This window comes from Mesorhizobium sp. Cs1321R2N1, from assembly GCF_037179725.1.
GTDB lineage: Bacteria > Pseudomonadota > Alphaproteobacteria > Rhizobiales > Rhizobiaceae > Mesorhizobium > Mesorhizobium salmacidum.
Map to the genome: position 1 here is coordinate 1 of NZ_JAPYKP010000130.1, position 17,713 is coordinate 17,713.

General features: G+C 63.1%; 22 protein-coding genes and 1 pseudogene. 12 read left to right on the forward strand and 11 right to left on the reverse strand.

The window, feature by feature from the left end:
- On the reverse strand, positions 1–695 hold a 695-nt coding region (gene ygfZ / locus O7A61_RS25050), incomplete at its 3' end, for a CAF17-like 4Fe-4S cluster assembly/insertion protein YgfZ (RefSeq protein ID WP_337132112.1).
- A gap of 81 nt (positions 696–776) precedes the next feature.
- On the opposite strand from ygfZ, the gene O7A61_RS25055 reads away from it, so the two are divergent.
- Positions 777–2,102, forward strand: a complete 1,326-nt coding sequence (locus tag O7A61_RS25055; RefSeq protein ID WP_337132113.1) for a dihydroorotase — start codon at positions 777–779, stop codon at positions 2,100–2,102.
- 79 nt (positions 2,103–2,181) lie between these two features.
- Positions 2,182–2,408, forward strand: a pseudogene (locus tag O7A61_RS25060) (hypothetical protein).
- An 82-nt stretch (positions 2,409–2,490) separates the two neighbouring features.
- Here O7A61_RS25060 and O7A61_RS25065 read toward each other — a convergent pair.
- The 4 genes from O7A61_RS25065 to O7A61_RS25080 all read right to left on the reverse strand — a co-directional run bounded on the left by O7A61_RS25065 (position 2,491) and on the right by O7A61_RS25080 (position 4,871).
- Positions 2,491–3,279 carry a hypothetical protein gene (locus O7A61_RS25065; protein WP_337132114.1) on the reverse strand — a complete coding sequence of 263 codons (789 nt, stop codon included), beginning with the start codon at positions 3,277–3,279 and terminating at the stop codon, positions 2,491–2,493.
- 70 nt (positions 3,280–3,349) lie between these two features.
- The gene (locus O7A61_RS25070; protein WP_015318556.1) at positions 3,350–3,607 is read right to left on the reverse strand and encodes a hypothetical protein; all 258 of its coding nucleotides are present in this window, start codon (positions 3,605–3,607) and stop codon (positions 3,350–3,352) included.
- A 352-nt stretch (positions 3,608–3,959) separates the two neighbouring features.
- On the reverse strand, positions 3,960–4,337 hold the full coding sequence (locus O7A61_RS25075) for a TIGR02301 family protein (protein ID WP_027144167.1): 378 nt from the start codon (positions 4,335–4,337) through the stop codon (positions 3,960–3,962).
- 111 nt (positions 4,338–4,448) lie between these two features.
- Positions 4,449–4,871 carry an NUDIX hydrolase gene (locus O7A61_RS25080; protein ID WP_337132115.1) on the reverse strand — a complete coding sequence of 141 codons (423 nt, stop codon included), beginning with the start codon at positions 4,869–4,871 and terminating at the stop codon, positions 4,449–4,451.
- Positions 4,872–4,990: 119 nt separating this feature from the next.
- Here O7A61_RS25080 and O7A61_RS25085 point away from each other — a divergent pair, with 119 nt between their 5' ends.
- Positions 4,991–5,752 carry an SOS response-associated peptidase gene (locus O7A61_RS25085; RefSeq protein ID WP_337132116.1) on the forward strand — a complete coding sequence of 254 codons (762 nt, stop codon included), beginning with the start codon at positions 4,991–4,993 and terminating at the stop codon, positions 5,750–5,752.
- 79 nt (positions 5,753–5,831) lie between these two features.
- Here the strand turns inward: O7A61_RS25085 and O7A61_RS25090 are convergent, their stop codons facing one another.
- Together O7A61_RS25090 and O7A61_RS25095 are read right to left on the reverse strand one after the other, a co-directional pair.
- Positions 5,832–5,987 carry a hypothetical protein gene (locus O7A61_RS25090; protein ID WP_140710940.1) on the reverse strand — a complete coding sequence of 52 codons (156 nt, stop codon included), beginning with the start codon at positions 5,985–5,987 and terminating at the stop codon, positions 5,832–5,834.
- A gap of 111 nt (positions 5,988–6,098) precedes the next feature.
- The gene (locus O7A61_RS25095) at positions 6,099–6,239 is read right to left on the reverse strand and encodes a hypothetical protein (protein WP_181167474.1); all 141 of its coding nucleotides are present in this window, start codon (positions 6,237–6,239) and stop codon (positions 6,099–6,101) included.
- Between the two features lie 167 nt (positions 6,240–6,406).
- Here O7A61_RS25095 and cysS point away from each other — a divergent pair, with 167 nt between their 5' ends.
- From cysS to rarD, 8 genes are all read left to right on the forward strand, one after another.
- On the forward strand, positions 6,407–7,858 hold the full coding sequence (gene cysS, locus O7A61_RS25100; protein ID WP_337132117.1) for a cysteine--tRNA ligase: 1,452 nt from the start codon (positions 6,407–6,409) through the stop codon (positions 7,856–7,858).
- Positions 7,859–8,057: 199 nt separating this feature from the next.
- The gene (locus O7A61_RS25105; RefSeq protein WP_337107716.1) at positions 8,058–8,468 is read left to right on the forward strand and encodes an endonuclease domain-containing protein; all 411 of its coding nucleotides are present in this window, start codon (positions 8,058–8,060) and stop codon (positions 8,466–8,468) included.
- The gene (locus O7A61_RS25110) at positions 8,465–8,851 is read left to right on the forward strand and encodes a VOC family protein (RefSeq protein ID WP_337132118.1); all 387 of its coding nucleotides are present in this window, start codon (positions 8,465–8,467) and stop codon (positions 8,849–8,851) included. The genes O7A61_RS25105 and O7A61_RS25110 overlap by 4 nt, the downstream gene beginning before the upstream one ends.
- Positions 8,852–8,857: 6 nt before the next feature.
- The gene (locus tag O7A61_RS25115; protein ID WP_337132119.1) at positions 8,858–9,325 is read left to right on the forward strand and encodes a GFA family protein; all 468 of its coding nucleotides are present in this window, start codon (positions 8,858–8,860) and stop codon (positions 9,323–9,325) included.
- Positions 9,326–9,345: 20 nt separating this feature from the next.
- Positions 9,346–9,822 carry a GFA family protein gene (locus tag O7A61_RS25120; protein WP_027144160.1) on the forward strand — a complete coding sequence of 159 codons (477 nt, stop codon included), beginning with the start codon at positions 9,346–9,348 and terminating at the stop codon, positions 9,820–9,822.
- Positions 9,819–10,769 carry a prolyl aminopeptidase gene (pip, locus tag O7A61_RS25125; protein ID WP_337132120.1) on the forward strand — a complete coding sequence of 317 codons (951 nt, stop codon included), beginning with the start codon at positions 9,819–9,821 and terminating at the stop codon, positions 10,767–10,769. The genes O7A61_RS25120 and pip overlap by 4 nt, the downstream gene beginning before the upstream one ends.
- A complete protein-coding gene (gene cimA / locus O7A61_RS25130; protein ID WP_337107713.1) occupies positions 10,766–12,388 on the forward strand; it encodes a citramalate synthase in 1,623 nt (540 codons plus the stop codon). The genes pip and cimA overlap by 4 nt, the downstream gene beginning before the upstream one ends.
- A gap of 83 nt (positions 12,389–12,471) precedes the next feature.
- On the forward strand, positions 12,472–13,398 hold the full coding sequence (rarD, locus tag O7A61_RS25135; protein ID WP_337132121.1) for an EamA family transporter RarD: 927 nt from the start codon (positions 12,472–12,474) through the stop codon (positions 13,396–13,398).
- On the opposite strand, the gene O7A61_RS25140 is transcribed toward rarD, so the two are convergent.
- From O7A61_RS25140 to O7A61_RS25150, 3 genes are all read right to left on the reverse strand, one after another.
- Complete coding sequence (locus tag O7A61_RS25140) at positions 13,376–14,374, reverse strand: transporter (protein WP_337132122.1); 999 nt, start codon at positions 14,372–14,374, stop codon at positions 13,376–13,378. The genes rarD and O7A61_RS25140 overlap by 23 nt on opposite strands.
- Before the next feature lie 107 nt (positions 14,375–14,481).
- Positions 14,482–15,264, reverse strand: a complete 783-nt coding sequence (locus O7A61_RS25145) for a glucose 1-dehydrogenase (protein ID WP_027144155.1) — start codon at positions 15,262–15,264, stop codon at positions 14,482–14,484.
- Between the two features lie 160 nt (positions 15,265–15,424).
- Positions 15,425–15,715, reverse strand: coding sequence for a muconolactone Delta-isomerase family protein (locus O7A61_RS25150; RefSeq protein WP_027144154.1), 291 nt, complete (start codon positions 15,713–15,715; stop codon positions 15,425–15,427).
- A gap of 116 nt (positions 15,716–15,831) precedes the next feature.
- Between O7A61_RS25150 and O7A61_RS25155 the strand changes: the two genes are divergently transcribed.
- Complete coding sequence (locus tag O7A61_RS25155) at positions 15,832–16,731, forward strand: LysR substrate-binding domain-containing protein (RefSeq protein ID WP_337132123.1); 900 nt, start codon at positions 15,832–15,834, stop codon at positions 16,729–16,731.
- A 76-nt stretch (positions 16,732–16,807) separates the two neighbouring features.
- Here O7A61_RS25155 and O7A61_RS25160 read toward each other — a convergent pair whose 3' ends face one another.
- Positions 16,808–17,419, reverse strand: a complete 612-nt coding sequence (locus O7A61_RS25160; RefSeq protein ID WP_337108062.1) for a TIGR00730 family Rossman fold protein — start codon at positions 17,417–17,419, stop codon at positions 16,808–16,810.
- Positions 17,420–17,713 lie beyond the last annotated feature (294 nt).

Below are 17,713 nucleotides of genomic sequence, written 5' to 3' on the forward strand. Positions count from 1 at the left end.
GAGCCGAGCGTGCCGACCGGACGCCCGCCGACGGTGAGCTCGGCACCCGCGGCGGGCAGAGGAAGTCCAGCCTGGACGATCAGCACGCGCCGCCGGGCCGTGCCCCGATGCTGCATGCGCGACACGACCTCCTGGCCGACATAGCAGCCCTTCTTGAAGCCGACACCGCCCATCTCGTCGAGCAGCACGTCATGCGGGAACGCGTCGCCGAGTGCATAGTCGGACCCGCTCTCGGCAATGCCGCGGGCGATGCGGAAGGCCTGCCACGCGGCGATGTCGCCGGCCTCCGCTGTGCCGGCATGGAAGCGGGTGACGCCTTCGTCGCCAAAGCGCCTGTCGGCAACCGCGGTTGAATCACTTTCTGAGGCGATTGACTCTTTTCCCCACGCGACAGTGACAAGCGTTTGTTCCGACTTGGCAATCTCGACCTTGGCGCGAAGCCTGTAGAGCATCAGCCGGCGAATGAAATCATCTGAAACGTCGGCACGGCATTCGATGCGGAAGGCGTTTTCTCCTGCCCGTGAGATCAGGAAGTCGAACAGTATCTTGCCTTGCGGCGTCAGCAGCGCGCCAGGCTTTGCCTCACCATTGCCAAGCGCATCGAGATCGGTGGTCAGGATGTTTTGCAGAAAATGTTCGGCATCCGGGCCGGAGACGGAGATAAGCGCGCGGTCTTTCAGCAGGGCAAAGGGCATGGAGCGGATAAAAGCCTGATCTTGCAAAACGGTTGGCCATTACGTAAGCCGCTGACATTCCCCCCGCAAGAGAGCATCACCATGACCTATGACCTCATCCTGACAGGCGGCACAGTGGTCAATCATGACGGCGAGGGGTTGCGCGACATTGGCGTGAAGGGCGGTCGCATCGCCGCGATCGGCGATCTGCGCCAGGCCTCGGCCGGCGAGACGATCGACTGCCGGGGCCTGCACGTCCTGCCCGGTGTCGTCGACAGCCAGGTGCATTTCCGCGAGCCGGGACTGGAGCACAAGGAAGACCTGGAAACGGGATCGCGGGCTGCTGTGCTCGGCGGTGTCACCGCCGTCTTCGAGATGCCCAACACCAACCCGTTGACCACCAGCGACGCAACGCTTGCCGACAAGGTCCGGCGCGGCAGCGGCCGCATGCATTGCGATTTTGCTTTCTGGGTTGGCGGTACCCGCGATAACGCCAGGGATGTCGGCGACCTCGAGCGTTTGCCGGGATCTGCGGGAATAAAGGTCTTCATGGGGTCGTCCACCGGTGACCTGCTGGTCGAGGACGACGAAAGCGTCGCCTCGATCCTGAGGAATACCCGCCGCCGCGCCGCTTTTCATTCGGAGGACGAGTTCCGGCTGCGGGAGCGCCTGGGCGAGCGCATTGAGGGCGACCCGTCATCGCATCCCGTTTGGCGGGACGAGATCGCCGCCTTGCGCTGCACCGAACGGCTGGTGCGCATCGCGCGCGACGTCCGGGCCCGCATCCATGTCCTGCACATTTCGACCGTCGAGGAAATCCTGTTCCTCGAACAGCACAAGGATGTCGCGACCTGTGAGGCCACGCCGCACCATCTGACGCTGAGCGCCGACGATTATGCGCGGCTCGGCACGCTGATCCAGATGAACCCGCCGGTGCGGGACAAGCGCCATCGCGACGGCGTCTGGCATGGTATCGCGCAGGGCATTGTGGACGTGCTCGGCTCCGACCACGCGCCACACACATTGGCGGAGAAGGCAAAGCCCTATCCGGCTTCGCCCTCGGGCATGACCGGCGTGCAGACGCTGGTGCCGATCATGCTCGACCACGTCAACGCCGGCCGGCTGACCCTGCAGCGCTTCGTCGATCTCTCCAGCCATGGCCCACAGCGCATCTTCGGCATGGCCCGAAAAGGCCGTATCGCCGCCGGCTATGACGCCGACTTCACCATTGTCGACATGAAGCGGCGCGAGGCCATCACCAACGCGCAAGCCGGCTCGAAAGCCGGCTGGACACCTTATCACGGCAAGGAGGTGACCGGTTGGCCGGTCGGCACGGTCATTCGCGGTCAGCGTGTCATGTGGGAGGGCGAAATCATTACGCCCGGCCGGGGCAGGGCGGTGGAGTTTTCCGAGGCATTGCCCGGCTAGACGGCCATCGCCGACGCGTCAGGTCGCCGACGCGTCACGTCTTTGATTTTTAAGCGCTCTGCACTATGTTCAGAGCACTATGAAGGCACAATTCGCGCCTATGATTGACCCGCCGAGTTTGCAGAGCTGCAAGCGCTCTTGTGGAACGGCGATGTCGCACGACTGATCCCGGCCAACGAAGCATTTGCGTTGTACGAGCGCAATTGGCGCTTTGTCGATCAAACTCGGCTTACGGCGCGCGAAAAACAGCTTATCCAGAATCTTGCCAGCGAATTCGGTCACGGCATCCTTCTGACCGCCGGCTAAATCTCTTCCTGGTTTTGTCTCGCATTAATGGCAACATTGTCTACAATGCTGCTCGCATCCTGCCGCCAGCAGGCAGGCACCTTCAATCGCCCGCGACGAAGAAGGTCCATCGCCCGGCGGGCGTGATGCCGACGCGGTAGAAGATGTAGGCGCCGAACTGCTTCATGTCGTCGAAATCGCCGGCGGTGACGATCTTGAACAGCTCGACCCGCTGCCTGGCGTCGAGCCTGTCGAGCGGCAGCGCGAAGAAATACGGCCAGACATAGAGTTCCTGTGGCGTGCCCGCATCGACATGGACGTAGCCGGCGCCAAGCACCTCCTCGAGAATGGCCAGGATCTCCTGGCCGTCAGGGTCGCCGGACAGCCCTTTGAGGAAGGCGATGGCATCGCCATCGATGTCGGCCAGCGACAGCTGGGTCATGCTGTCGCCCTTGCCGATTAAAGGCCTGAGCTTCTCGATGTCGCCGCTCTTGCAAGCTTCGATGATGAGGTCATGCATGCGTCGCACGGACTCGGGCAGCTTGCCGAGGTCATAGACGACCTCGGGCAAGGGCGCCTGGGGATCGACACGCGGCCTGTTGCTGCCGCCATCCGACGGAATGTCCGGCTCCGCAGCGTCGGGAGCGGCCGGTTGGCTGGCCGAAGGCGGCGTTCCCAGCGGGCCAGGCACGGGAATCGCGCCCCCGGGCGACGACGCGCCGTCGCCCGTCGGGGGTGTGACCGGCGAGGGGAGTTCTTCGCTTTTGATCTCGCTCAGCGCATAGGCAGGGCTGCTGGCCAGGCACGTCACCAAGGCAATCGCGCCACAGCAAGCAGCGAGACGGATGTAGAGGACAAGGCCCATCGGCCTGCCTGACATCGGAAAATTCACTGCCCCTATCTCCCTGCTCCCGGGCATGGTGCCCGGTCGGCATCTACTCGTCAAAGAACCTGATGTTGGTTCAGTGCCGCAGCCGCTCGGGTTCGAAGGCGCCAGCAATCACCTTTTCACGCATACGGTCCAGCAGGGCAAGGGCCGAGGTTTCGCCGTTGGCGCGCAGCATTTCGCCGAATGCCGTTTCGAGCGCCGCCTCGGCAATGATCTCGGGCTCGATGCCAGCCGAAAGGCCTTCCGCCCAGGCTTCGCTGTGGCTCTCAACCGCCGTCAGGCGCTTCTCTTCCCTGACCAGCGCGTCGATGTCGTTGGCAGCATGTTCCATAAGCGATGTCCACCCTTTCAAGCGGCAACCCATCAGTGTGGATCAGGCTTGATCTGTTCCATTCATAGGCAGCGCCAAGTAAGTATCTGTAAATACGACATTTTTTTGGTCGCGTTTTACAGGGGCCAATTGTATTTGGCGAAGCTGCGTTTCAACCCGGATCAAACTTAGCCGATTAGGCCGGCCTGCGGGGCGAAAACCTTCAGTTTGAGTTAATTCCGCATTCGCGTGGTAACGTTTGATTAACGCTGTTGCAGAAGTGCAACATCAGAATTGCACCAAGACATGGACAGGCACAAGTAGGATATGCCGACGATCCTTGCCGACGCGCCTGATATCTGTTGATGGATGCTCAATTGCCATAACGCGAGGCGATGTCGCGCGACAGCGTCTCACCTTCCTTCATATAACGGCTGATGGCTTCAGCGGCCGAAGCAGTGCACTGGGTGTAGGTGCCGCCGAAGGAGCGATAGCCGCGGTTGAAGCTGGCGATGAAGCGGGCGCGGCGTTCTGGATCGGGATTTTCCGAATCGAGCAGTTTTTCCATCTCGCCCCGCCACTGGTCGCCTTTCTCCCCGCACAGATTGCGCAGGAAATGCAGCGACCCCAGAACCTCCGCCAATCGCATCAGCCCCGGCTCGAACGGCGACTCGGCACTGAACGCGGGCCGTACCGGGACGGCCGCGCTGACGGCAAGGCAAATGGCGAGGAGTATTGACGGACGGTTCATAAGCCCAAAGCCGCTACGGTCCGCCGAATGGCCTAAACCGTGGCTGGCGAGACAACATAAGCGTTGTGACGAAACAATTTGTCGCCTGCAAGGCGATTTTTCAGTGCTGCGTCAGCGTGTTTGAATGTGACCGAGGAGTTCCTCGGCGACCGCCAACACCGAGCCGGCAAGCGGTAACAGGGCCATTTCTTTAAGTGTGTAGAAGGCAGCTGTCTCGGCGTCGTCGCTGGCCACGGCCTCGCCACCGGCATAGGCGGCGCCGAACACCGTGAGGAGATAATCGACCGGGTGGCTGTCGTCCCTGCCGTCGATGTGGATTTCCCGAAGCGGGCGCAAACCGGTGGCGCGCAAGCCGGTCTCTTCCATCAGTTCACGCCGTGCCGCGTCCTCCGGTGTCTCGTCGCCTTCGACCTTGCCGCCGGGAAAGGCGTAGAACCCTTGCGAAGGCGGCCGTGCCCGTTTCACGAGGAGTACGCTGTCGCCGCGCACGACGGCGACCGAGACGGCGGGAAGTGTCTTGCGTGCTTCGTTCATGATCAGGCTCATTCGAGGACCGGTCTGTTGTGGACCGCCCAGTAAGGGGAAGCATTACCGGTTGCGCAACACCGGTTCCATAGCCACTTTCGAAGCCGAACCATTCGAAAGGCTCCATCATGTGCGGACGTTTTGCCTTGACCGCCACGCCGGACCAGACCGCCGCCTTCCTGGGCCTTGCCGAGCTGGAGGATTTCCCGGCCCGCTACAACATCGCGCCGACACAGCCGGTCCTGATGGCGACCGCCGGCGCGCCGCGGGCTCCGGGCTCCAACCTGCCGGACCGGCAGCCGATGCTGGTGCGCTGGGGCCTCCTTCCCGCCTGGGTCAAGGACACCAGGGAATTTCCGCTGCTGTTCAACGCGCGTTCGGAAGGCGCAATCGAAAAGGCCTCATTCAAGGCCGCCATGCGCCATCGGCGCGCGCTGGTGCCGGCATCCGGCTTTTACGAGTGGCGGCAGACCGGAGGCAAGAAGGGGCAACCCTATTGGATCCGGCCGCGGCATGGCGGGCTGGTCGCCTTTGCCGGTCTGATCGAAACCTATGCCGAGCCGGGCGGCTCGGAGATGGACACCGGCGCCATCCTGACTGTGAACGCCAATGCCGACATCGCCCATATCCATGACCGGATGCCGGTGGTGATCGATATCCCCGACTTTGCCCGCTGGCTGGATTGCCGTACGCGCGAACCGCGCGATGTCGCTGATTTGCTGCGGCCGGCGCTGCCCGATTTCTTCGAGGCGATTCCCGTCTCCGACCTCGTCAACAAAGTCGCCAACACCGGACCGGAGATACAAGAGAGGGGCGAGATCGGACCTGAGCCCGAGAAAGCCAGGCGCCAGAAACCCGGCGCGGACGACAGTCAAATGACGCTGTTCTAGCGAAGCCCGTCGGGGCCTTAAATCAGGGCGCTTGTTCGCGCTCCTCGGTGCCGGCGATTGCGTCGGCTGGAGTGCCGCTTCAGGCGGCGCGGGGCGATACGATCTTCTGCGCCGGCTTGTTCTTCTTGGCGGTGTGAAGAAGGGCGGCGACGATAGCCGCCGGGCCGATCGCACGATAGTGGCTGGCCAGCGCCGGTTGCTTGGCGCGGTTGGCTTCCTGCTTGCTTCGAGGCATGTTTCTCTTCCCAGATAACGTTTTCGTGTATGCGATTTGGTCGCCGAATCCGACCAAATCGTGACGCTTGGTGATCTAGCCGGCGAATGTTTCATGACTGTGCCGACATGTTTAATAAAATGTTTCATTGGCTGATTCCGTGTGATCGGGCGATGCGTTTGCCAGTCTTTGCGACGTTTTTCCCGGGATCAGCGACTTGACGGCAACACCGGCCAAGGCGATAAAGCCGCCCATGAAAACGTCTTTCGCCATTTGTGGCATTTGCATTATTGGCTAGCCTCGCGCTGGTCCGGACGTTTTCGCCTCATCTTTCCCCAGATTGGACAAACGCCCCGGCCAGCAGGCTGGAGCCAGATTTGCGCCTCGGCGCTGGGCTGGCTCCATCCAGACAAGAAGTTCTGAAACCGGGAAGGCATGGAATGTCTGACGCATCGCAGGGCCTGCGCCTCTACAACACGCTGACGCGCACGAAAGAGGACTTCGTGCCGATCGATCCGCGAAATGTACGCATGTATGTCTGCGGCCCGACCGTCTACGACTTCGCCCATATCGGCAACGCCAGGCCAGTGATCGTCTTCGACGTGCTGTTTCGTCTGCTGCGCCATCTCCATGGTGAGACGCACGTCACCTATGTGCGCAACATCACCGACGTCGACGACAAGATCAACGCGCGCGCCTTGCGGGACTTCGGCGGCGAGATCGCTTCAGGGGCGCTTTCGCTCAACGAAGCGATCCGGCGGGTTACCGAAAAAACGGCCGATCAGTTCCACAGGGATGTCGCGACGCTTGGCTGCCTGGAGCCGACGGTCGAGCCGCGCGCCACCGAATTCGTCGAGCCCCGCGCCGACGGCAAGGCTGACATGATCACCTTGATTCAAAGCCTGATCGGGCGCGGCCATGCCTATGTCGCGGCGGGCGAAGTGCTGTTCGATACGGCGTCGATGCCGGACTACGGGCAATTGTCGAAACGCAATCTCGACGAGCAGCAGGCCGGCGCCCGCATCGCCGTCGACGCGCATAAGAAGAACCCCGGCGATTTCGTGCTGTGGAAACTGTCGTCGCCGGAGGAGCCCGGTTGGCAAAGTCCATGGGGCAGGGGCCGGCCCGGTTGGCATATCGAGTGCTCGGCCATGTCGGCCGCCTATCTCGGCGAGGTCTTCGATATCCATGGCGGCGGCCTCGATCTGATCTTCCCGCACCATGAGAACGAGATCGCCCAGTCGCGCTGCGCCCACGGCACGTCGGTCATGGCCAATGTGTGGATGCACAATGGCTTCCTGCAGGTCGAGGGCCAGAAGATGTCGAAGAGCCTTGGCAATTTCTACTCGATCCACGAGTTGCTGGAGACCGACACTTTTGGTGGTCGCAAATGGCCCGGCGATGTGCTGCGGCTGGCGATGCTGATGACGCATTACCGCGAACCGATCGACTTTTCCGTGCGCAAGCTGGAGGAGGCGGAAAACACGCTGCGCAAATGGAAACGCGCGGCGGATCTTGCGCCGGCCGCGGGAAGTCAGTTGCCGGTTGAGGTCGTGGAGGCGCTGTCGGATGATCTTGCGACCTACGCGGCCTTCCAGCAACTCACCCAGCTTGCCGGCGAGGCGACCGACTTTGACGGTAGCGGCGACAACGCCGCCGCCGTCGCATTGAAGACCGCTCTCACCTTCCTTGGCTTCGATATTGGCGCGACCAAGGTGGACGAAACCGTGGTCGCCAAAGGGATTGCCGAGCGCCTGACGCTTATCGCTGCGAAAAATTGGACAGAGGCCGACCGCGTGCGCGATGAACTTCTGGCGCAAGGTGTACAGTTGAAGGACGGCAAGGACCCGGTCACCGGCGAGCGCGTGACGACGTGGGAGATCAAGCGGTGAGGGCGGAGGCGGGAATGGAAAGGTCATCGCGAGGCGCCCCCCTCTGCCCTGCCGGGCATCTCCCCCTCCAGGGGGGAGATCGGCAGCTTCATCGATGGCGCCGAATCTTCAACATCGGCGATTGGCGAAAGCCGAAGCGACGTCCAATCTCCCCCCTTGAGGGGGAGATGTCCGGCAGGACAGAGGGGGGCGCCTCGCGATGACCCATCATCTCGTATCTCCCCTTAATCGTGGCAATGCGCGCAAGATGCGCAAGGCAATGACCGATGCCGAACTCAAACTTTGGAATGAGATACGTGCACATCGCCTTATGGGGCTGGCTTTCAGGCGCCAGATGCCGATCGCTGGCTACATCGTCGACTTTGCTTGCCCGACCAGAAAACTGATCGTCGAGATTGACGGCTCCCAACATGCAACGGCCAAAACCTCGGAGATGGATGCGGCGCGTACCGCGAAGCTTGAAGCGCTGAGCTGGACCATCCTGCGCTTCTGGAATGACGACGTCATCCGCGATATCGACAATGTCTGCCAGCACATCGTGATCGTGGCCGGTTTGGCCGATGCTGTGATGCCGGCAAGCCAACCAGCAACGGAGGAGCTCGTTCCATGATCGATCATCTTGGCATCGCCGTTTCCGATTTCGATGCTTCCAAGGCCTTCTACGACAAGGCGATGGCGCCTTTGGGCGCCTCGCTGCTTTACATGGTGCCGCAGGAATATACCGGCGGCACCAAGGTTGGCGGTTATGGCCGCGACCGGCCGGTGTTCTGGCTGAGTTCGGCCAGGGAAAAGCCCCGGGATCACCAGCACGTCGCCTTCACAGCGCGCAGCCGCGCCGAGGTCAACGCCTTCCATGCCGCCGCCCTTGCAGCCGGCGGCAAGGACAATGGCGGGCCGGGCCTGCGTCCGCACTATCACCCCAACTACTACGGCGCCTTCGTCTTCGATCCCGACGGCAACAATGTCGAGGCGGTCTGTCATGATCCGGAGTGAAAGCCGATGAGCCTCGACAACCGGCCGGTCTACACCGGCGGCTGCCAATGCGGGGCGGTGCGCTTCCGCGTCGAAGGCGCGCTTGGCGACGCTTCGGTCTGCCACTGCCGCATGTGTCAGAAGGCGAGCGGCAATTTCTACCTGCCGCTGGTCTCGGTGCGGGGCGCAAAGGTCGACTGGACGCGCGGCGAGCCCAAGCGTTTCCGTTCCTCCAATGCCGCCTGGCGCGGCTTCTGCGCCGACTGCGGCACGCCGCTGACCTTCGAGGCGCCCGACGGCATGGCGCTGGCGATCGCCGCCTTCGACGATCCGGCTGGTATCGCGCCGACCATCCAATGGGGCACGGAAGCAAAACTGCCCTATGTGGATTCCATTCCGCGATTGCCGGGCGAGGACACGATGGCGGATATTGGCTCGGCCCCCTATCTCGCCGAACTCGTCTCCTATCAGCATCCCGACCACGACACCGACTAATGGCCGCCGGAGGAAAGACCATGACCGAGACCGTCCGAACCGGCGGCTGCCAATGCGGCGCCGTGCGCTTCCGCATCAAGGGGGCGCTGGGACGCGCGTCCATCTGCCATTGCCGCATGTGCCAGAAACAGTTCGGCTCCTTCTTCGGCGCCTTGGTGACGGTGCCCAAGGACGGCGTCGAATGGACCCATGAAGAACCAAGCTATTTCCAGTCTTCGGTCAACATCGATCGCGGATTCTGCGCCCGTTGCGGCACGCCGCTGACCTATCGCCAGCCCGGCGGGCTCGAGATCGCCATCGGCGCGTTCGACGACCGCTCGGATCTGGCGCCGCGGATCCAAGTCAACTACGCGGCACGGCTGCCTTGGGTGGAGACGATCTTCGATCAGCCTGTCCACGATGATCCCGACTATTACGCGCGGCAGGAGCAGATCATCTCCTTCCAACATCCCGATCACGAAACGGCCAATTGGCCGCAACAGGGCCTGAAACTATGAGCTTGCGCACCCTCTATCCGGAAATCGAACCGTTCGAGTCGGGGATGCTCGACGTCGGTGATGGCCATAGGGTCTATTGGGAACGGTCCGGCACCAAGGGCGCCAAGCCGGCGGTGTTCCTGCATGGCGGCCCGGGCGGCACCATCTCGCCAAAACACCGGCGGCTGTTCGACCCCAAGCTTTACGATGTCATCCTGTTCGACCAGCGCGGCTGTGGAAAGTCGACGCCGAACGCCTCGCTGGAGGCCAACACGACCTGGCATCTCGTTGCCGACATCGAACGCCTGCGCGAAATGGCCGGCTTCGATAAATGGCTGGTGTTTGGCGGCTCCTGGGGCTCGACGCTGGCGCTCGCCTATGCCGAGACACACCCTGATCGCCTCAGCGAACTGGTGGTGCGCGGCATCTATACGCTGACCCGCGCGGAGCTCGAATGGTACTATCAGTTCGGCGTCTCAGAGATGTTCCCCGACAAATGGGAGCGCTTCCTGGCGCCGATCCCGGAGGCCGAGCGCAGCGACATGATGGGTGCCTACCGCAAGCGGCTGGTCGGGTCCGACCGCAAGGCGCAGGTCGAGGCCGCCCGCGCCTGGAGCCTGTGGGAAGGCGAGACGATCACCCTGCTGCCGGAGCCTGAAACCAGCGGTCCGTTTGGCCAGGATGACTACGCCGTCGCCTTCGCCCGCATCGAGAACCACTATTTCGTCCATGCCGGCTGGCTGGAGGAAGGGCAGTTGCTGCGCGATGCCGGGAAGCTCAAGGACATCCCCGGCACCATCGTCCACGGCCGCTACGACATGCCGTGCCCGGCGCGCTACGCCTGGGCGCTGCACAAGGCGTGGCCCAAGGCCGACTTTCATCTGATCGAAGGCGCCGGCCATGCCTATTCGGAGCCGGGCATCCTCGACCGACTGATCCGCGCGACGGACAAGTTTGCAGGCAAATGACCATGTCCCGCGAGCGTCTCTATCTCTTCGACACCACGCTCCGCGATGGCCAGCAGACGCCGGGCATCGACTTTTCGGTCGAGGACAAGATCGCGATTGCCAAACTGCTCGACGAGTTCGGTTTCGACTATGTCGAAGGGGGTTATCCCGGCGCCAATCCGACCGACACGGCCTTCTTCCGGGAAAAGCGCACCGCACGCGCAAAGTTCGTCGCCTTCGGCATGACCAAGCGCGTAGGGGTATCGGCCTCCAACGATCCGGGGCTGGCGGCGCTCGTTCAATCGAAGTCGGACGCCATCTGCTTCGTCGCCAAGAGCTGGGACTATCATGTCCGCGTGGCGCTCGGCTGCACCAACGACGAGAATCTGGAGTCCATCAAGGCCTCGGTCGAGGCGGCGGGCGCTTCGGCCAAGGAAGCGATGGTCGACTGCGAGCATTTCTTCGACGGCTTCAAGGCCAACCCGGACTATGCGCTGGCCTGCGCCAAGACAGCCTATGATGCGGGCGCCCGCTGGGTGGTGCTTTGCGACACGAATGGCGGCACGCAGCCCTCGGAAGTGCGGCTAATCGTTGAGAAGGTCATCGCCGCGGGCATTCCGGGCGAGCATCTCGGCATCCACGCCCATGACGACACCGGCCAGGCGGTGGCCAATTCCCTTGCCGCCGTCGAGGCTGGCGTGCGCCAGGTCCAGGGTACGCTGAACGGCATCGGCGAACGTTGCGGCAATGCCAATCTGATCTCGATCGTGCCGACACTGGCGCTGAAGCCGGCTTTCGCCGACCGCTTCGAGACTGGAATTTCAGCTGAAGCGCTGACCGGCATCTCCAGGCTGTCCCGCGCCTTCGACGAATTGCTGAACCGCGCCCCGGAAGCGCAGGCACCCTATGTCGGCTCGTCCGCCTTCGCCACCAAGGCCGGCATCCATGCTTCCGCACTGGCCAAGGAGCCGGCGACCTATGAGCACGTGCCGCCGGAATCGGTCGGTAACCGACGCCGTGTCATGGTCTCCGACCAGGGCGGTAAGGCCAATTTCCTCGCCGAGTTGAAGCGGCGCGGCATCGATGTGCCGAAGGACGATCACCGGCTCGATGCCCTGATATCCGTGGTCAAGGAGCGTGAAGCGTCGGGCTATGCCTATGAGGGCGCCGACGCCTCCTTCGAGCTCCTGGCACGCAAGATGCTGCATGGCCTGCCCGAGTTTTTCCACGTCACCTCGTTCCGCTGCATGATCGAGCGCCGCTTCGATGCCAATGGCCAGTTGAAGACGGTGTCGGAAGCGGTGGTCAAGGTGCTGGTCGAAGGCGAGGAGAAGATGTCGGTGGCCGAGGGCCATGGCCCCGTCAACGCGCTCGACATCGCGCTGCGCAAGGATCTCGGCAGATACCAGAACGAGATCGCCGATCTCGAACTCGCCGACTTCAAGGTGCGTATCCTCAATGGCGGCACCGAGGCCATCACTCGCGTGCTCATCGAATCGCATGACGGCACCGGTGCCCGCTGGTGGACGGTCGGCGTTTCCGAAAACATCATCGACGCCTCGTTTCAGGCGCTGATGGATTCGATCATCTATAAGCTGATGAAGAACCGCGAAATGGCGGGGCTGGTGGCGGCGGAGTAAGTTTGAACCATCAGCGAAAGTCCATTGATCCATCAGAACTTTGCGATGGTCTTGCCAAGGTTACTGGGCCATAGCGTCGGGCCATGGCCGCAGAAGCAATTACCCCCGATGCAGATTCAAAGGCCCGCCGCGGCTTCTTGCTGGCGCTGGGTGCCTATCTCTTGTGGGGATTGCTGCCCTTCTACATGAAGGCGGTGGCGCATCTGCCGCTTGCCGAGGTGATTGCACATCGCATCGTCTGGTCGGTGCCGATTGCCGCGGCGGTCCTGATCTGGGCCGGCCGCACGGCGGACTTCAAGGCGGCGATCCGCTCCCCTCGCACCATCGCCATGGCGGCGCTGACGGCGGCGCTGATCTCGGTCAACTGGGGCATCTATGTCTGGGCGATCGCCGTCGATCGCACCGTCGAGACCGCGCTGGGTTATTATATCAACCCGCTGGTCAGCGTCGTCGTCGGCGCGTTGCTGCTCGGTGAGCGCCTCAATCGGCTGCAGATCGCGGCGGTGGCGCTTGCTGCGGTTGCCGTCGGCGTGCTGACGATCGAGGGCGGCAAGCTGCCGTGGGTGTCGCTGGCATTGGCGTTTTCCTTCGCCGCCTACGGCTTCTTCCGCAAGACCCTGCCGATCGGTCCCAGCCAGGGTTTCCTGCTCGAAGTGCTTTTGCTGTCGGTGCCGGCGCTGGGCTACATCATCTTCCTGATCGCCACCGGACAGGATCATTTCGTCGCCGGCAATGGCACCGACACCGCGCTGCTCATCGGCTGCGGGCCGGTGACCGCCGTGCCGCTGCTGCTGTTCGCCTTCGGCGCCAAGCTGCTGCGCCTGTCGACCATCGGCCTCATGCAGTACATAGCGCCAACCATGGTGTTTCTGATCGCCGTGCTGATCTTCGACGAGCCGTTCGGCACCACGCAGGCCATCGCCTTTGCGCTGATCTGGGCGGCGTTGGCGATCTATTCCTGGTCCATGCTGGCGACGGCGCGTCGGGCTACATCTGTCCGAGCCGCCTGACGAAAAGATAGGTCACGCCCGCGATCAGCAGCGATACGGCCGTGACCACCCAAAAGCCCAATGGAGTGTTGACCAGCGGCAAGCCGCCGACATTCATGCCGAACAGGCCCGAGATGATGGTCATCGGCAACAGCACCGCCGTCATCACCGACAGCACATAGAGCAGCCGGTTCGACTGCGTCGTCAGCTTGGCCATCAGCTCGTCCTGCAGCAGCCGCGTGCGCGCCTGCAGCTGCTCGCCATCATAGTGCAACGTCTGGGCGCGGTGCGACAGCCGCGCCGCCATGTCGTTGATCGAATCCGGCAGGTCGTCGCGGTGCGAATGATCGAGATGGCGAAACAGATTGGTCAGCGTCGCCATCTGCCGATGGATGACCACCAGGTGCCGGCGTGCATCGACCAGCGCTTGCCGCTCATTGTGCCATGCGTCGCAGACGATACGGTCCTCGATGCCGTCGAGACTGTCGCTGAGTGTCGCGAGTTCGGCGGCCATTCCGTCGAACGACTGGCCGACGACAGCCTCGATCAGCTCGGCCGGAGAGCGGAATTTGCGCGATCCGTTCTCGATCGCCTTGCGGATGTTGTCGACCGATTGCAGCGGTTGTTTGCGGGCTCCGACCAGCATCGTATCGTTGAGAGCAAAGCGGAAATGACCAAGCCCGCCGGCTTCTGCCGAATAGTCGTGGCGCAGGTCCGGCAGATCGCCATAGAGCCAGTCATCCTCGAGATCGATGTGGCAGCCATGGCTGGCGCTCAGGAAGGCTTCGCGCACCGGCGCCGGCAACGCCTGATCGGCGCCGATCTCGTGACGGGCGCGCATGTCGGAAAGCTGGTAGCTGCGCCATGTCCAGTGCGCGGCGGCGGCATCCCGGGTACGCACACCCTCGGTGGTAAAGTGATAGATGAAGAACTGCCCGTGTTCATCGGGCAGATAAGGCGACAGGTCAGAGCCTTCGGAGGGGAGGGCGATGTTCATGGCGGCTTCGCCGGTCTCTGATGCGGTCGGGGTCGCGGGGGCGGCCAAGCGCGATTTCTAGCATGGCATGCCCGATTTAGTGTGACTGTTTCGTGACGGCGTGCCGCCTACAGGACGCTGGTGATCCCGCCATCCACCAGCAGCGTCTGTCCGCTCACGAAACTGGCGGCGTCGGACGCCAGGAATACGGCGGCCCCCGCGAGTTCCCTCACTTCGCCCCAGCGCCGCATCGGTGTGCGGCCGGTCAGCCAGGCGGAGAATGTCTCGTCAGCGACCAGCGCGGAGTTGAGCTCGGTCATGAAATAGCCCGGCGCGATGGCGTTGACGCGCACACCGTGCTGGCCCCATTCGCCGGCCATCGACTTGGTCAGCATGGTGATGGCGCCTTTGCTCGCCGCGTAAGGCGCGATCGAGGGGCGCGCGAGCACGCTCTGCACCGAGGAGACATTGATGATCGCCCCCCTTTGGCGGGCGATCATGCCTTTTACGACGGCTCGGCTCACCTTGAACACGCCGTCCAGGTTGGTGGCCATCAGCGCGTCCCAGTCGGCGTCGCTAAAGGTCTCCAGCGGCGCCCGTCGCTGGATGCCGGCATTGTTGACCAGGATGTCGATCGGTGCGGTGCCGGTCTCCGCCGCTGCGATCGCCTGGTCGACCGACTGGGTGTCGGTCACGTCGATCACCGCTTCGGCGATCGAATGGCCCGCGGCGCGCAGCCTGTCTGCGGCCGTTTTCAAATCGTCGGCCTTGCGGCCGCCGATCGTGACGCGAGCGCCCGCGCTCGCAAGCGCTTCCGCGAAGGCCAGGCCCAGGCCGCGGCTGGCGCCGGTGATGAAGGCATGCTTGCCCTCGAGGCCGAACAGGCGGCCGAGATAGTCAGTCGAATGCAATTTTGCACCTTCATCGATTGCGATTTATCGCCGCCAGCGCGAAGGCTCGTCTGACCTCGGCAAGCGGCAGCACCAGCGTGCCGCGTGGCTTGACGACATGCAAGGCGCTTTGTCGCCTCGTGCCCCCGGCTGACGGCCTCGGTTGTCGCGGCCGTCAGCCTCAGCGTTTCGGCCCAAACCCCGGATACGGATTGAGCGGCACGATCGCGGCAATGTCCATCATGCCGGCCTTGACCAGCGGCAAGGTGGCGAGATGGCCGCGCACATCGGCATCGCTGCCGGCTTCGAACATCATGCCGCTGCCGGGAATGTCACCGCGATTCCAGATCTGGCGCACCGCGCCTTCGGCATAGAGGGTGCGGCGCTGCTCGGCCTCGCCAGGCAGAAGGGGTGCGAAGTCGGCGTCGGCGAACTTTTCCGTGTTGCGGGTGAGAAGGGCAAGGAACTGCATTTCGGGTCTCCTGTGTTAGCGGTTGATGACAGGAGATATCGCGCCGGCTGGTCAGACTGTCCAAGACTGATTAGGCTAAAGTTGAGACCTGAGGACTTGCTGTCGAGGAGTTAAAAATGTTCGACCTGCGCCAGATCAGATATTTCGTCACCGTCGCCGAAACCGGCAATGTCGGTCGAGCCGCCGAACTGCTGCATATCTCGCAATCGCCGCTCAGCCGGCAGATCATGCAGCTGGAGCAACAGCTTGGTGTCCCCCTGTTCGAGCGGGCAAAGCAGCGCGTTCATCTCAATGCCGAGGGCCGCACCTTCCTGACCGAAGCCCGTGCCTTGCTGTCGAATGCGCGCCGACTGGAGGAACTTGGCCGCAAACTGGCCAGCGGTTCCATCGGGCGTCTTGCCATTGGCTATGTCGAGGGCGCGGTCCATGCCGGGCTTGTCGCCGGCATGCTGCGCCAGTTCCGCCGCGACCGGCCGGATTTTCATCTGCAGTTGAGAAGCATGCGCTCGGCGGCGCAGATGGAGGGGCTTCGGCAGCGGTCGCTGGATCTTGGTTTGGTGTATGCCCCCGCTGCGGCCGAGGATCCTGACATCGCCAGCACGCCGCTGCGCCACGAGCCGCTGGTGCTGGCCATTCCCGAAGACGATCCGCTCGCCGATGTGGCTGATATCCAGCCGCATCATCTCGACGGCCGCGTCTGGATCACCGTGGTGCGCCAGCCCGACGACACCAATCGTGGCCAGTTCCTGGCCGCTTGCGCAGAGGCTGGCTTTACGCCCGACATCGCTTACGAGACGGCGGACCCGCTGACCTCACTTGGGCTTGTGAGCGCCGGCCTTGGTCTCGCCACCGTGCAGGCAAGCCTGCGCACCGCCGCGCCGCCCTCGATACTGTTCCGCGACATGCCATGGTTCGGGCGCATGGTTTCCATCCACCTCGCCTGGCGGCGGCAGGACCGGCGCGTGGTGATCACTGATCTGCGGGAGGCTGCCCGGAGTAGGGGAGTAGGGGAGTAGGGGAGTAGGGGAGTAGGGGAGTAGGGGAAAGTGTACACTCCGGAGACTGCAAACCTACTGCGCTACTCCCGTGACTCTACATCTTGTCGATCACCGACTGGACGCCTTCCGTCGGTGCATCGACCGAGGACCCGGCCACCATGATGGCGGCGACGATAGCCTCGGGATCGTTGACGACCAGCGGCTTCACACGCTGCGCGGTATGAATGAAGCCTTCCGCCGCCATGTGGTCAAGCAACGCCGTCATCGGATCCCAGAATCCGTTCACATTGCCGAAGACGATCGGCTTGCGGTGATGGCCAAGTTGCGCCCAGGTCATGATCTCGACGATCTCCTCGACTGTGCCGATGCCGCCAGGCAGCGCCACAAAGGCGTCGGATTTCTCGAACATCTTATGTTTGCGCTCGTGCATGTTGTCGGTGATCAACAACTCGTCGAGCCGGTCAAGCGCGGTTTCGGTTGCTTCCTTGTTGATGAGGAAGCGCGGAATGATGCCCGTCACCTTGCCGCCGGCCTTGAGTGCGCCTTCGGCGACGGCGCCCATGATGCCTTTGGTGCCGCCGCCATAGACCAGCCGCAGTCCCGCCTTGGCAATTGAGCGTCCAAGCAGGTGACCGGCCTTGGCATAGATTTCATCGCGGCCCGGAGACGAGCCGCAATAGACGCAGACGGATCGAATCGTGTTCATGCCGATGATTGGTGATTGGGTCTGAAAGCGCGGTCAAGCCCCAAGGGCTGAGAAGGCCGGGCTTTTTCTTGTCGGTCATGGCAAAACACGCTAGACCGGCGTTAGGTGGCAAGGGGTAGGGAAATATGGCAATCAATCCATTGAAGGCGTTCCTGTTCGCGGCGGGTGGGACCGTCGCGGCCGCGGGAACCGCCTATGTATCGGGCGCGCTCGACCCGTATCTTCATCCAACGCCGCCGGCGGAAGTCGCGGCCTTGACGCCGCCCGCGACGCCGAAGCCGGCCACGGAAGGGC